Here is a 13,767-nt window from a genome sequence, read left to right as displayed (position 1 = left end):
ACTGCGTCAGATAAGCTTGGGGCTTTGAGTGCCTTGGATACAGCCACCTTCAGCTAAAAACTGTGTGCAGCTTTTGAATAATTCTAGGCTTTAAATGTTTGTCGAAATAGAGCTTGGCACTTAGGTATTTAATGAAGAGATACAGCAGTTGATTAGGTTTGTAAGCAAAATGATAGACCGGAGTATCTGCGTGACAACTCATAACTTTATACCCCAGCTCATCCAAAAATTGACTAGCCGACTCAAAAGCAGAATCGGTTGAAAGCTCAATGAATAGATGAGGCTTGAATTTCTCTAAGATTTTTCTTCCCCCTCTTAAAACCGACATTTCCATGCCTTCAACGTCAATCTTTACGATAGCGACATTAGCGTTTAAAAGCTCCTTCGTGCAAGCTTCATCAACTAGATTTTCCAAGGTTACTAAACGAGTTCTCCCACCTTCGGAGGATGCTTCAAACTTCATCATGCCAAAATTGCTATCGCCATCGTCAGGTAATTTCATTACACCAGTTCCATCCGATTCTCCTACAGCTAGGCAGAAGGTGAAATACTGATCACCCGACAAATTTCTTCTAAGATTGTCTTGTAAAACTTGGAAGGTAGGTTCGTAAGGCTCAATCGCAAAGACGTAGTCTGACAAAAATTTTCCTAAAAAGATAGAATGGTTACCAATATTAGCTCCTACGTCTATAGCAATAGCTTTACCGCGAGGCAAAAAAGATCTTAACGAGTAAATGTACTCAAGTAGGTCAATTTCATAAAAACTATTGCTCTCAACAATATGCTTGTAAATATGATCACTTTCTGAAAGGCTATTGATTGAAAAGGTTTGATCCCGGTAGCGAAAATCCATAACCCTGTCCGTCTGAATTGATTTTTGATGACCATTTATACCATTTCATCAGTGATATTGACTCGCGAGTGAATAGCGCAAAGAAAATTAATTGAACTTTTGATGTCTTGACTCTTGAAACATGAAATCAATACAGGCATGGTTTTCTAAAGATGGCTTTAATCAAAATGTGCTTAAGCTGGCTACAGGAACAACCTTTGTTCAAGTAGTTTCCATAGGCATGTCTCCTATTCTGTCCAGGTTGTTTACACCTAGCGACTATGGTGTAATAGCTATTTACTTAGGTATTACAACTTCGATTTCAGTGATTGCTACAGGGCAGTATGAGGTTTCAATAGTTTTGCCAGAGAAAGACGAAGAAGCAGTTAATGTTGTCGCACTTACTGCTTCCCTGGCAGTTATTTCGAGTCTACTATCATTAGTGATTATTAGTGTATTCAATCAGAGCATTGCTAAACAGATTAGTAACATAGAAATCTCGCGATGGCTCTACTTCATTCCAGTTACGGTTCTGCAAACGGGTGTTTATCAAACACTTAGCTACTGGTCTAATCGGAAGAAATACTATAGAAAACTCGTAGAAACATCTATTTTGCAGTCTTTGCTAGGAGCCGCCTTTAATCTATATGCTGGACTTAACGATTTGGGAGTGGGCGGGTTGATATGTAGCGGATTAATTAGTCAGACGATTGGAATATCCTACCTAGGTTTTCATATATTCAGGAAGGATCACGAACTAGGAAAGTATGTAAGCCTAAATAAGAGCTTTGTTTATGCAGCCAAATACAAGGACTTTCCAAAGTTTAACGCCCCGCAGGTTTTTCTTGATACTTTCAGAACAAATGGAATCTACTTTGCTATATCAACATTTTATTCCATGGAAAGTCTTGGTCACTATTCCTTAGCTCAGAGAGTTATCCAGCTTCCTATAAGTCTGATTAGTACACCGATATCACAGGTTTTCTATCAAGAAATAGCTGAAGCTCATAACCATAGAATTAACTTATGGCTGAAGTGTAAAGAGCTAATTAAAAAATTGCTTGTTGTCTTCTTGCCTCTACTTCTAGGGATTATGTTACTTGCCCCAGTTGTCTTCTCCATTGCCTTTGGAGACAAGTGGTTAAAAGCTGGGATCTACGCCAGGATTTTAGTCCCTTGGATTATTCTTAGCTTTTTGGCTTCGCCGCTATCCATGGTGCCCGTTGTCCTTGGCAAACAAAAACAATTTTTCTTTATAGGACTGGCGGTCAGTATCCTTTTGCCTGGATTCGCTTTAGTTCTAGCTAATTTTCAAGTTGAATTTAGCATTTTGCTTCTAGGCGTATCCTCAATTGCAAGCCTTAGTTTGCTTGGTGTAATCCTATGGACGCGCAAAATATCATCTAATTCTCAAATGAAAATATTGGATGTTTGATTGTCCAAATGTATTTAGATTTTAAGCAATGAATTAGAAGACAACCGTGAAAATATTTTTCTCTTCTCAAGAAAAATGCATATTCTGATCATTCCCTCTGAAAGATATCTGCCTGATGATTCTCCGTTGTCAGGTATTTTTCAGCGTCATCAAGCCAAAGCCCTTGTGCGTCATGGCTACCAAGTTGGGATAGTGTCTCCTGATTTGTTCACCTCTAGGTTCTCAGAGATGTTGAAAATCAGAGTGTCAGAGAGAAATGCTAGGGATTTTACTTACCTAGACGAAGAAATTCCTGTTCACAAGAAAAAAATTTGGGTTTGGGAGAGATTTATCTCAAACTACTCCCGTGTATGGATAAAAACTGGCCTAGGGATATTTGAAAAATACATCAACTGCCATGGTATACCTGATGTTATCCATGCGCACAATGCAATTATAGCTGGCCTTTTGGCCCAATCCATTTATCAAAAGTATAACATTCCATATGTCATCACAGAACATAGCTCTGTATTTGCTCTTGGCAACCTTGACGATCAAGAATTAAACGATGTAAAAACTGCTTATAGTCATTCCAAAGCCTTAATTGCTGTCAGTCCAAGCCTCTGTGAACTTTTGGAAGGCAAGTTTCATCAACTTAGGCAAACATGGCAATGGGTTCCAAATCTAATCGACCCAGAGTTTGAGTCAGGATTGCCAAAGACCTATAGAAAAAAGGAATTAGTGGGTGAGCTTAAACTACTAGCAATCGCTAGCTTGGATAGAAACAAAGGTATTGATACTCTTCTTGGAGCCCTGGCTAATTTTGTTCACACAAGCAGCAAAGTTAGGCTTACGATTGTGGGTTCTGGTCCTGAAAAAGAGAATCTGAAGCAATTGGCTAAGCAGTTAAATATTATGGAGATAATTTCTTTCAAAGGCTATCTAGATCGTAGGCAAGTTAAGGATGAAATTTTGAAGTGCGACTGTTTGGTTCACCCCAGCCGTTATGAAACCTTTGGAGTAGTTTTAATAGAAACTTTGATGCATGGAAAACCTGTGATTTCTACAGCATGCGGCGGACCCGAGTGTATTGTCAATGATCGCAACGGTATTCTAGTTCCAATTGATAATGCTGATGCTTTAGCAGGTGCAATTCAAGGCATGGCCGAAAATATAAATCGCTTTGATCCTGCGCTTATTCAGAAAGATTGTTTAGATAGATTCGGCTCCAAACCAGTAGTCAATGCACTACGCAGTATATATTGTGTAGCTATGGGCTTAAACCCAACATAACGTACTGATACCTATGATCGTCATCCTTGACTATGGCATGGGCAATTTGGGCTCAGTGCTCAACATGCTACGAAGAATTGGGGCCGAGTCCACTATTTCTAGCGATCCAGTCACGGTATCAGCGGCTACCAAGCTAATTTTGCCGGGGGTAGGGGCTTTTGACCGAGGCATGCAGAACTTGGCAGAACGAGGGCTTTTGGAGCCGCTCAACAGGGCAGTGCTGGAGCAGCACACTCCCGTGCTAGGAATTTGCTTAGGGATTCAGCTAATGACTCGCCGTAGTGAAGAGGGCACTGGGCACGGTCTAGGCTGGTTTGCCGCCGACACAGTGCGCTTTCAACCGGGAGATTTACCGAGCGATCGCCGCCACAAAATTCCCCACATGGGCTGGAACGAGGTCAGCTACAACCCCCAGAGCCGACTGTTCAAAGGTTGGGAGGGCGAAGCCCGGTTTTACTTTGTCCATTCGTATTATGTATTTAGTGACAACCCTCAAGAGGTAGCAGGCACCGCCGCATACGGTCGCAAATTTGTAGCTTGCCTAGAGCGTGACCACATCTTTGGAGTGCAGTTCCATCCCGAAAAAAGCCACCGCTACGGTATGCAGTTACTCAAGAACTTCGCTGAGCTGTAATTGTGATCAATCCCCGCATCATCCCCTGCCTGCTGATTCGCCGCAATGGTTTAGTCAAGACCGTCAAATTTAAAGACCCTAAATATATTGGCGACATTGTCAATACCGTGCGCATCTTCAACGAAAAGGAAGTGGATGAGATTATTCTGGTCGACATCTTAGCCACCGTAGATAATCAGGAACTGCGGTTAGATTTTCTGCGCGATATCGTTAGCGAATGCTTTATGCCAGTCTGTTACGGAGGTGGCATAAAACGAGTTGAGCAAATACGCCAACTGTTTGAGGTAGGCGTAGAAAAAATTTCTATCAATGCTGCTGCCCTTGAAACCCCAGAACTCATTACTGAAGCCAGTGCCGTCTTTGGAGCTCAAAGCATCGTAGTCTCGATCGACATCAAAAAAAACCTGTTAGGTAAGTACAGCGTATTTTCCCACGGGGGTAAACAAGACTGGCGGCGCGACCCAGTAGAACACGCCCGCGAGGTAGAAGGTCGGGGGGCAGGCGAAATCCTCCTTCACTCTATTGATCGAGACGGCACAATGGCTGGGTACGATATGCCCATCATCGAAAAAGTGGCTAATGCTGTAGATATTCCGGTCATTGCCTGCGGTGGTGCCGGTTCCTTATCTGACTTCAAGCAGGCTACTCAAGCGGGCGCCTCGGCCCTAGCAGCAGGCAGTCAGTTTGTATTCCACGGCAAGCACCGCGCAGTTCTAGTCACCTACCCATCCAGACAAGAGATTCGCGACCTATTTACGCCCTAACCCCCTTAAACGCTATGGCCAGCTCCCTCAAAGCCAGTAAGAACCTCCAGCCCTCCTCTATCACCAGCGACCATCAGATCTGCACCCGCTGTGTGATGGATACCACCGATCCCGAAATCACTTTTGATGCCGAGGGAGTCTGTAGCTATTGCCGCTGGTTCGAGACCTCAGTGCGGCCCGCCTGGTTTCCTAACGAGATTGGCCGCGCCAAGTTAGAGGCAATGGTTGAGCAGATCAAAACCGAGGGCAAAGACCAGGATTATGACTGCATCATTGGTCTCAGTGGCGGGGTAGACAGTTCGTACCTGGCCTACCAGGTTAAGCGCATGGGTCTGCGCCCCCTGGCGGTGCATGTAGATGCCGGGTGGAACTCGGAACTGGCGGTGAAAAATATTGAGAACATCGTCAAGCTGCTAAATATTGACCTCTATACCTATGTGGTGGACTGGGAGGAGATGCAGGATTTGCAGGTGGCGTTTCTGCGCTCTGGCGTGGCAAACCAGGATGTACCCCAGGATCATGCCTTTTTTGCCGCCCTCTACGGGTTTGCCGTTCAGAACAACATTCGCTACGTGCTCAGCGGCAGCAACCTGGCCACCGAGTCAATTTTGCCTAAGGCGTGGGGCTACGATGCTATGGATGCTCAGCACCTCAAGGCGATTCACAAACGGTTTGGCCAGCGCCCACTCCAGTCGTTTCCCACCGTCAGCTTCTTCGACTACAACATCAACTATCCCTTCCTTCGCCGGATGAAGGTAGTGGCTCCCCTCAACTACATGCCCTACGACAAACAAGAGGCGATGACAATCTTAGAGAAAGAGCTGGGTTGGCGCTATTACGGCGGTAAGCACTATGAGTCGCGCTTTACCAAGTTTTTCCAAGGCTACTATCTGCCCATTCGCTTTGGTTACGATAAGCGCAAGGCTCACCTGTCTAGTCTGGTCGTGTCGGGTCAGATGACCCGTGAAGCGGCCCTAGCGGAATTAAGTCGTGACGCTTACCCACTAGATCAACTGGCGGAAGACCGAGCTTTTGTAATTAAGAAACTGGGCATTACCGAGGGCGAGTTGGAGGCGCTGCTCCAGGCTCCCAAGACAACTTTCCGCAATTATCCCTCAAACTACTACCTCACTCGCGGCCTGCGCGGCGCGATTAAGGTGGCCAGGAAGATAAAAAGCAAGCTCAAGTTTTGACAAGACCTTGGTAAAAAATCTAGCCTAGTTTCAACAATGCCTCCACTGTCTACCAACCTACATATTTTTTTGTCGCCTTTTACCCACGAGTCGAGGGCTTTAAAGGAATCGAAGAGCTTGGTGGAAGCGGATCTCTTCCAACGGGTTCTCTTTGCGGCCATTTGGAGAAGGACTATGGTAGAGCGAGAACCCATTGATTCGTCTAGGGACATCTGGCGAATCAAGTTAATTACTCGCAAGCTGCCATTTCTGCATGTGCTCAAATACATTGAGTGGATCATTAGGATCATTGTGCAGACCTGCGACAGACAGGTGCCGGTTGTGCATGTGCATAGTCTCAGCGCTCTGCCCGCTGGCATGCTCTTCAAATGGTTGCGGCGGGCTAAGCTAGTCTACGATGCTCACGAGCTAGAGACAGAGTCTAACGGGTTGACCGGGAACCGCAAAAAGACCTACAAGGTGCTCGAAAAGCTGTTTATTCCCTTTGCAGATGCGGTGTTGGTGGTGGGGGATGCGATCGCCGATTGGTACCGCAAAACCTATTCCTTAGACAATGTTCACGTCGTTAGAAATATTCCCGATGTTACTTCCCAAATCCACTTCAATGGAGTAGAAGAAGCTGGCAATCTGCCCGATCTGAAGCGGGTGCTTCACGTTCCCCCCACAGAAACTCTATTTATTTACCAAGGCGCTATTTTTGCGGGGCGAGGCATTCAAATCTTACTGGAGGCCTTTTCGCAACTGCCGGGCGATCGACACATTGTGTTTATGGGCTACGGTGAGCTCGAAGACCTGGTGAGAAACTATGCGGCCCAGTTCTCAAATATCCACTTTTTCCCGGCGGTTCCTCCGGCGGAAGTGTTGTCCTACACCCGCACTGCCGACGTGGGCATTTCGTTGATTGAAAATACCTGCCTGAGCTACTACTACTGTCTGCCCAACAAGGTTTTTGAATATATGGCCGCAGGTTTGCCCATTATCGTTAGCAATTTTCCTGAAATGGCCCGGATGGTTGATACCCACGGGGTTGGGTGGAAGTCTAGCGTGGATGCGGCAACCGTGATCCAGTTGGTGCAGTCGCTTAGTCCCGATGACCTGGCCCAGGCGAGAGCCCAGGTGCTTACCACTAGACAGCTCTATAGCTGGGAATTTGAGCAGGAAAAGCTGATCGAAGTTTACCAGTCAGTGTTGGGCAGCAGGTAGAAGCTCCTTGAGATGAAAATCCTCATCATTGCTTTCTACTACCCCCCAGAGAACAGTTGGGCCAAAATTGCCTCCCTACGCCCCCACGCCTGGGCTAAATATTGGTCGCAACTTGGCCATCAGATCTACGTGATCACTGCCCACCGAGCCGATCGCCCCACCTCCGGTCCCAACCCTACCGTGCTAGGAGTGCCCTACTGGCCTGCTAGACCCACCAAGACCATGCCAGTGCCCATCCCTGAGAGCTCAGCGGCACCTACCACCCTGAAATTCTTTAAACCTAGAGTATTGGGTGAGTTGCGATCGCTGTTGCAAGTCACCCGCCAAACGTTAAAACTGGGCAGTTTTCTTCAAACCAGCGACTTTTGGCAGGTCCCAGCCTACCGCGCAGCGCTACGACTGCACCGGACCGTTGAGTTAGACCTGGTAATCAGCACCTACGGGCCCCCGGCTAATCACGCGATCGCCGCCCGCCTTAGGCAAACCACTGGCCTGTTTTGGGTGGCCGACTACCGTGATCTCTGGCACGGCAACAGCTACCTGCCCATCAATACCGCCCTGGCCCGCCTAGAAGACTGGCGAGAGCGCCGCTGCCTGCGGCACGCCGACTTGGTCACTGCTGTATCTGAGGGGCTAGCTGAGGCGTTGTCTACGCGGCTGCACACTCCCGTAGCCACCGTTGAAAATGGCTTTGACACCGACGATCTAACCGCTGTGGAGCTCTACCACTGGCCCAATGGCAAAGTTCACCTGCTCTATACCGGCACGGTTTACCCTGGCAAGCAGAACATTGCGCCTCTGTTTGCTGCCCTAGCTTTACTCCGCTGTCAGTACCCCAACCTCGATCAACGGCTAGAGGTCTTGCTCTACGGCTGGAACCTGGCCCCCTTAGCAGCAGAGGCAGAGGTCGACAATTTGGGTGATATAGTGAGCTTGGGTGGTTCGCGGCAGCGATCGCAAATTTTATCTATGCAGGCTAGCGCCGACGCACTCGTTTTTCTAGATTGGCAAGACCCGTCAGCCAAGGGCATTTTGACCGGCAAACTGTTTGAGTACATCTTTGCAGGCAAGCCCATCCTTGGCATTGGCGCTACCCCCGCCACCGCGGCTGGCCAGCTCATACTCGACCTCGGGGTAGGGCACCCCGTAGGCAACGACCCAACAGCGATCGCCGATTTACTGGCTCCCCTGCTGACCGGCCATACTTTGCCCTACAACCCTCAGTACGACAAAATTGAGCAGTACACCCGCAAAAACCTGGCCCACCGCCTACTAGATATCATGGTTGAAGCTAAGGCGCGATCGGTTAACCCCTAACTAAAGCACCCTTAACGCATTGAGCTCTAGTTGTCAGCTATGCCCCCTACCCTGAGCGCTGTCATTACCTGTTACCGCGAGGGCGACCTGCTGCTGGAGGCGGTGGAAAGCGTGCGGCAGCAGACCCAGCCGCCCCTGGAGATTGTCATTGTTAATGACGCTTCGCCGAGCGATCGCACTAACCAGATTTGCCGCCAGCTTGAGACCGAGCCAGATATTACTTTAGTGTGGCAGGCCCAAAATGGTGGCCCTTCGATAGCCCGCAACGCCGGGTTTGCCGCTGCCAAAGGAGAAGTCCTAGTACCCCTTGATGCCGACGACCTGCTGCCCCCCGATGCCCTGAGCCACATTCAGCAAGCGTTTACCAACCATCCCGACGCTGGGTTTATCTACGGTAGCTACCTGTGTCAGCGCCACCCTGGCGACACCCGCGTGGTCAAAGCAGCGCCGATTTCGCTGAATTCGCTGCTGCGGGCCAGACGATTTTCGCTCAGCACCAACTGGACGCTAATTGGCACCGCTCCGCTGCGCAAATCGCTTTGGGAGGCGGTGGGCCACAGCGACCCCGAGCTGGGAGCTGAAGACCTGCACGATTTAGAATTTTGGGTGCGGGCGATGGCGTTGCCCTGCGGCTACTACGGCACCCCAGCGATAATTTACATCTGGCGCAAATATCTGGGCAGCAACAGCCGCAAGGTTAGCCCCATGTCGTGGTACCGTGTGGCCCAAAAGCACTTTGAGGTCTATCGCCAAAACGGGTTGGAATATCGGGCTCACGAACTGCTGCTGCTGGGCAGTAAGTGGACCAATCAGACGGCAGAAATTCGACGTCATCGCCACGCTTTGATGGCCTGTATTGCTCGCGGCAATTTTCAACTTTCGTCGTTAGCTGCTTTGGCGATGCCCGCTGCTTTATTTCAGTCCATGGCTCAGCTGGCGAAGCGGTTTCGCTGAGACCTGTAGCAAACCTCTAAGTCCGGATCCTAATTTGAATATTCTTCATTCGTAGATGCACAGTAGGATGCGTCTATATTTCAATGCGCATGAAAGTGGAACGCACATACAACAGTTCTGTCAACAATTCAGTAGTTTTACAGTGGAAATAATTAGCTTCATCCAAGCTTCACGTAACATTTGGAACCTTAAAGGCATCGGTAGGGGTCTATTAAAGTGACTCGTTTGCCTATGGACTTCACCACAATGAAACAGCGACATGGAGCATTTAGCCTATTAGGAGCAGCGGCTATTAGCACGCTGGCGCTACCTGTTTTTGCTAATACAGCCACTCAGCAAACTGGCACACAGTCTGCAACTATTGATGGCAGCAATAACCAAGTGATTCAAGTTATTAATCAGGTCAATATTAGCCATCCGGGTCTAGGCCGAGGGTTGGGCAATAACGATCGCCGCGCCACCGTGCAAGGGACAGTGCAGGACAGCTCACAGAGCGTCACTATTGATGGCAATGGCAATAGTGTCTACCAAGAAACCAATCAGATCAATCAGCAGCGGCAGTCGCCGGGGCGAGGCAATAGCGTTCGCCATAGCGGCGATGACGATGACGACGACAAGCGGGGCAATCGGGGTCAGCGACGAGGGCATGACCGCGATCGCGATGATGACGATGACGATTAATTCCAGTCCTAACTAATCGTTCTAGTAAAGCCAAAGCTAAGCATGTCTGTCTCACCATTGCTATTTTGGTATTGTTCTAGTGCTTTCTTCAACTTTTCCTAAACAGAGTTCTGGGTAAAGCTGAACTTGCTTTAATAGTCAACATTTTGACGGAATTACTTTTAATTCCCAAAGGTTTTTGTGCCTTTGGGAATTTTTTGGCTTTCAAAAACCACAAAACTTTATTGTTTATTTTCCGGAACCTTTGCGTAATTACACGGGTCATAGAGGGTGTGAATCGATGAAAATGAATGTTGCTTTAAAGGCATAAAACTGCTTGCAAAGCTCATTTCAAATAGTTGGATTCACAAGTTCACTCATTTGCACACTTAATATTGTTGAGGACGTTTCAATGCTGAAGCACATCTCTATTCTGGGTCTACTGGGTTTTGCTGCTCTTGGTTTTGTGGCCATGCCCGCCAGTGCTGACACCGCCGTAGTGCAGCAGGGCACCCAAGATATTTACATCCAGGGGGATGGCAACGCTACGGTGCAACGCAGTCAGCAGGTCAACCGCGTTGAGACCCGTGGCCCCGCTGGCCGCCGGGTAGAAAGCACGGGCGTTGTGCAAGACATCTACCAGACCGGTACCGTGGTGGGCGACGACAACGCCGCTTACCAGGAGAGCAACCAGGTCAACATCATTCGCGAAAGCCGTCCCGACAACCGTGGTCGGGGCCATGGCCGTGGCGGTGCCCGCATCGACATTCGCAAGTAAACACCGAGGGGCCGTCGCTAAGGCTTAGCGCTGAGCTGGGCGACGGCCCCATTCTCAACCCTCTTGCCATTGCAGGGAGACAACTATGATGATTTCAACTTTAAAGGTGGGCCTGGTGGGGGCGATCGCCCTGGCCAGCCTCGCCCCCGCCGCCCTGGCCAGTTCGGTGTCGATCAACACCGACCGGGTGCAGCTTCAGGTGAGCAACAACGGCCAGGTCTACATCCGCACCCTGGCTGACCAGCCCCTAGATCTGGTGCGCCCAGCGATCGCCCCCCAGGCCGATTCAACCCTGCCGCTGCCTAGGGCTAACTTTGCGCCGGGCTGTACGGCGCGATCGCACAGCTCCGATGCCACTCGGTCTACGCCGGGGGGCAACGTGGTCTATAGCGAAAATCGCAGCACCACACGGGTGTGCCAGTAACGTCTGAGCCCTCGCTCTAATTCTCTATAACCGTGCCGTAACTATGATTAAACCTCAGTACCTTCTGGGGCTCCTCTGTGCTGGGGCCTTAGGGTCGTTTGCCCCAGAGGCCTCGGCCCAGTGTGTGGTCGCCGATGTATCCATTCAGGCGGCAATTCACGGCGGTAACAAGCCCGCCGAGCAGGTCAACGACGTGGCTGTCGATGCCGAAGGCCCCTGCGTGGGCAACACCAGCGTCAGCACCAACCGCCAAATTCAGGTGGGCGGTACTGGTGAGGTGCGCCAGACGCGCCAAAGCCGCCACCAGCTGCGCGGCTCTGGCCAGGCCACTGGTGCTGTCTCGGGGCCAACTGTGACCGTGCCGGTCAACGTCCAGGTCGATGTATACAACCCCGCCGAACGCCTGCGGCGGTAGCACCAGTCTAGGGAGGGAACCCGCTAGCCCGAGACGGTGTCTATCTAGCCTGGCTTGTTCAGACGTATCAGCACCGCATCAAAGGTCATAGCGCTTGTTTTTGGCCGTGCTAACCTTGCCAAGCACCTGCGGCTATGGCAGCCCTGGTACGGCCTTCCCCTTTTCCTGGAGATGTCAATGTCATGAAACATCCGTCAGCCCTTGGGGTTGCTCTTTTGATTTTAGTGGCGGTTACCGCCGTGGTAGGGCCTTCCTCAGCCAACGGTAATCAGTCGTTTGGGGGTACCTATCAGGCCCTCAGCGCCATTCTGTCAAAGGCCAGCGCCAAGGATGTTATGGATTCCTATCAGCAACAGACCAATACCATCAGCCTTGATCGCGCCAACCTAGACGAACCCCATCTGCTGTCGGTGAGCGTGCCGGGGGGGGCGACGCTCCAGGGCTACATTGAAATCGATGGCCACACCCGCGTGTCCCTGGGCACCAGTTCAGAATTTGTCGATGTCAGCCCCTACCTGAGCGAGTCAATTACCCAAGTCACCATTGTGGGCAGCTACTCACCGGCCTCGGCCTCGGTGGCGATCGCCTTCAACGGCCCCAACACGGTGGTGCAGCAGCAGACCGGCGGCACTGGCCGCATTAACTACCAGCTCAATCTGCTGGTGCAGTAGAACAGGGTTAGTCAAGTCCCGCCGTAGGGTGCTGTTGGGCAGCCAGGTAGGCCCGGTAGCCCTGATGGCGGTTCCAGGTAATAGCCCCGTCGCGCTCGGTGCAGAACACCTGAACATGGTGCTGCTGGAGCAGGGCCTCGGTAGCAGGGTCGATCGCAGGGGCTGAGGCGATCGCCACCTTTGCCCCGATCGCCGCAATCGCTGCCTCGCTCAGCGCTTCGCCGTGCCACCACAGCACTTCGCTTTGCAGACCTGGATGAGCTTGAACCCAGGGCATTTGGCGATCGGCAGAGAGCTTGGGCAGCAGCAGCCAGGTGTGGTTGTTCAGCAGCGTTAGCCGCAGGCCGCGATCGCCGTCCTGCAAATATTCCACCCGCTGGCGATCGACGGGCTGTACCTGGCTCGCTGTGAGGGGGTGAAACTGTTTGACTGCCGGGGCCATCGCCAGGGCCGAACTGGCTCCGTAAAAATTGCGAATGGGGGTTTTCTCTGCAATGGTGAGCCAGTTGTCGCGATCGCTGTCGTCGCTGTGAATGGCGCTGGCTAGCTGGTTAATGCCCGCCTGGCGCAAAAAGGGTACCACGGTATAAAACGCGGTTTTGTCGGTACCGCTGTTGACGACTAAAGCGTTACGCCCGTCCTGCACCACCATAACCGCATCGTTGCCCGCCGCCAGCACCGTGACCTGCGATCGCGTTGCCCCCTGGTACAGCAGCGGCCCCAGCGCCACCAGCCCAATCAGCAGGGCCACCAGGCCTCGCCGCCGTCCGGTTGGCCAAATTCCCGACCCCCAGCCCCACAGGACATAGAGCCCGTAGAGCACAAACATTTGCCCCAGCCCGATGTGGCCTGTAGTCAGGGCGCTGCCGGGCAGGCCCACCTCCCACCGTACCAGGGCAATCAGCAGGTGAGTGGGCAGCCCCAGGGGCCAGGCAACCAGGCCGCCCAGTGCGGGCCACACCGCCGCCACCAGACCGCTGACCATGCCCCCCAAGCTGATCACCATAACAAGGGGCGTAGCCACCATATTGAGCAAGATGCTGTAGGTGGTGAGGGTGTTGAAGTAATACACTCTTAGCTAAAGTGTCCAACCCACCCCTGAAACCCTTTCTCAAAACCATAAAAATTTTGCGCGTGGTTTAAGAAATGTAGGCTGGGGTGGGTTGGGGGGAGTCCCGGCATTAAGTCGATAGCGATCGCAGCCCTGCGGGGGCA

Annotated in this window: 15 protein-coding genes; 13 read left to right on the top strand and 2 right to left on the bottom strand. The window is 51.0% G+C overall.

Annotated features, from left to right (window positions below; translation table 11 throughout):
• Positions 1-49: 49 nt before the first annotated feature.
• Positions 50-853, bottom strand: a complete 804-nt coding sequence (locus IQ265_RS13915) for an FkbM family methyltransferase (protein WP_194054580.1) — start codon at positions 851-853, stop codon at positions 50-52.
• A 121-nt stretch (positions 854-974) separates the two neighbouring features.
• Here IQ265_RS13915 and IQ265_RS13910 point away from each other — a divergent pair, with 121 nt between their 5' ends.
• From IQ265_RS13910 to IQ265_RS13850, 13 genes are all read left to right on the top strand, one after another.
• Positions 975-2,267: an oligosaccharide flippase family protein gene (locus tag IQ265_RS13910; protein WP_194054578.1), complete on the top strand. Its 1,293-nt coding sequence runs from the start codon at positions 975-977 to the stop codon at positions 2,265-2,267.
• A 75-nt stretch (positions 2,268-2,342) separates the two neighbouring features.
• Entirely contained in the window at positions 2,343-3,539 is a 1,197-nt protein-coding gene (locus IQ265_RS13905) for a glycosyltransferase (protein WP_194054576.1), read from the top strand.
• A gap of 13 nt (positions 3,540-3,552) precedes the next feature.
• Positions 3,553-4,173, top strand: a complete 621-nt coding sequence (gene hisH / locus IQ265_RS13900) for an imidazole glycerol phosphate synthase subunit HisH (protein ID WP_194054574.1) — start codon at positions 3,553-3,555, stop codon at positions 4,171-4,173.
• A 2-nt stretch (positions 4,174-4,175) separates the two neighbouring features.
• Entirely contained in the window at positions 4,176-4,937 is a 762-nt protein-coding gene (locus IQ265_RS13895) for an AglZ/HisF2 family acetamidino modification protein (RefSeq protein WP_194054572.1), read from the top strand.
• Between the two features lie 14 nt (positions 4,938-4,951).
• Positions 4,952-6,130, top strand: coding sequence for an N-acetyl sugar amidotransferase (locus tag IQ265_RS13890; protein ID WP_194054570.1), 1,179 nt, complete (start codon positions 4,952-4,954; stop codon positions 6,128-6,130).
• A 174-nt stretch (positions 6,131-6,304) separates the two neighbouring features.
• Positions 6,305-7,333: a glycosyltransferase gene (locus tag IQ265_RS13885; RefSeq protein ID WP_194054561.1), complete on the top strand. Its 1,029-nt coding sequence runs from the start codon at positions 6,305-6,307 to the stop codon at positions 7,331-7,333.
• A 12-nt stretch (positions 7,334-7,345) separates the two neighbouring features.
• Positions 7,346-8,650, top strand: a complete 1,305-nt coding sequence (locus IQ265_RS13880) for a glycosyltransferase (protein WP_194054559.1) — start codon at positions 7,346-7,348, stop codon at positions 8,648-8,650.
• 39 nt (positions 8,651-8,689) lie between these two features.
• Positions 8,690-9,604, top strand: a complete 915-nt coding sequence (locus IQ265_RS13875; protein ID WP_194054557.1) for a glycosyltransferase family 2 protein — start codon at positions 8,690-8,692, stop codon at positions 9,602-9,604.
• A gap of 381 nt (positions 9,605-9,985) precedes the next feature.
• Positions 9,986-10,285, top strand: coding sequence for a hypothetical protein (locus IQ265_RS13870; protein ID WP_194054555.1), 300 nt, complete (start codon positions 9,986-9,988; stop codon positions 10,283-10,285).
• A 391-nt stretch (positions 10,286-10,676) separates the two neighbouring features.
• A complete protein-coding gene (locus IQ265_RS13865) occupies positions 10,677-11,042 on the top strand; it encodes a hypothetical protein (RefSeq protein WP_194054552.1) in 366 nt (121 codons plus the stop codon).
• 85 nt (positions 11,043-11,127) lie between these two features.
• Complete coding sequence (locus tag IQ265_RS13860; protein ID WP_194054550.1) at positions 11,128-11,466, top strand: hypothetical protein; 339 nt, start codon at positions 11,128-11,130, stop codon at positions 11,464-11,466.
• A gap of 43 nt (positions 11,467-11,509) precedes the next feature.
• Positions 11,510-11,881 (top strand): hypothetical protein, encoded by a 372-nt coding sequence (locus IQ265_RS13855; protein WP_194054548.1) that lies wholly within the window; start codon positions 11,510-11,512, stop codon positions 11,879-11,881.
• 182 nt (positions 11,882-12,063) lie between these two features.
• On the top strand, positions 12,064-12,552 hold the full coding sequence (locus IQ265_RS13850) for a hypothetical protein (RefSeq protein ID WP_194054546.1): 489 nt from the start codon (positions 12,064-12,066) through the stop codon (positions 12,550-12,552).
• 7 nt (positions 12,553-12,559) lie between these two features.
• On the opposite strand, the gene IQ265_RS13845 is transcribed toward IQ265_RS13850, so the two are convergent.
• A complete protein-coding gene (locus tag IQ265_RS13845) occupies positions 12,560-13,624 on the bottom strand; it encodes a ComEC/Rec2 family competence protein (protein WP_194054544.1) in 1,065 nt (354 codons plus the stop codon).
• Between the last annotated feature and the right edge of the window lie 143 nt (positions 13,625-13,767).

Source organism: Nodosilinea sp. LEGE 06152 (assembly GCF_015207525.1).
Classification (GTDB): Bacteria; Cyanobacteriota; Cyanobacteriia; order Phormidesmidales; family Phormidesmidaceae; genus Nodosilinea.
Note: the sequence above shows the minus strand (reverse complement) of the source record. Positions and strands in the feature narration are given on the sequence as shown.

What these genes read in the sequence shown, in the direction of transcription:
- IQ265_RS13855 (WP_194054548.1), top strand. Translation starts at nt 11,510, where the DNA reads ATGATTAAACCTCAGTACCTTCTGGGGCTCCTCTGTGCTGGGGCCTTA.
- IQ265_RS13885 (WP_194054561.1), top strand. Translation starts at nt 6,305, where the DNA reads ATGGTAGAGCGAGAACCCATTGATTCGTCTAGGGACATCTGGCGAATC.
- IQ265_RS13880 (WP_194054559.1), top strand. Translation starts at nt 7,346, where the DNA reads ATGAAAATCCTCATCATTGCTTTCTACTACCCCCCAGAGAACAGTTGG.
- IQ265_RS13905 (WP_194054576.1), top strand. Translation starts at nt 2,343, where the DNA reads ATGCATATTCTGATCATTCCCTCTGAAAGATATCTGCCTGATGATTCT.
- IQ265_RS13910 (WP_194054578.1), top strand. Translation starts at nt 975, where the DNA reads ATGAAATCAATACAGGCATGGTTTTCTAAAGATGGCTTTAATCAAAAT.
- IQ265_RS13915 (WP_194054580.1), bottom strand. Translation starts at nt 853, where the DNA reads ATGGATTTTCGCTACCGGGATCAAACCTTTTCAATCAATAGCCTTTCA.
- IQ265_RS13860 (WP_194054550.1), top strand. Translation starts at nt 11,128, where the DNA reads ATGATGATTTCAACTTTAAAGGTGGGCCTGGTGGGGGCGATCGCCCTG.
- IQ265_RS13875 (WP_194054557.1), top strand. Translation starts at nt 8,690, where the DNA reads ATGCCCCCTACCCTGAGCGCTGTCATTACCTGTTACCGCGAGGGCGAC.
- IQ265_RS13890 (WP_194054570.1), top strand. Translation starts at nt 4,952, where the DNA reads ATGGCCAGCTCCCTCAAAGCCAGTAAGAACCTCCAGCCCTCCTCTATC.
- hisH (WP_194054574.1), top strand. Translation starts at nt 3,553, where the DNA reads ATGATCGTCATCCTTGACTATGGCATGGGCAATTTGGGCTCAGTGCTC.
- IQ265_RS13865 (WP_194054552.1), top strand. Translation starts at nt 10,677, where the DNA reads ATGCTGAAGCACATCTCTATTCTGGGTCTACTGGGTTTTGCTGCTCTT.
- IQ265_RS13850 (WP_194054546.1), top strand. Translation starts at nt 12,064, where the DNA reads ATGAAACATCCGTCAGCCCTTGGGGTTGCTCTTTTGATTTTAGTGGCG.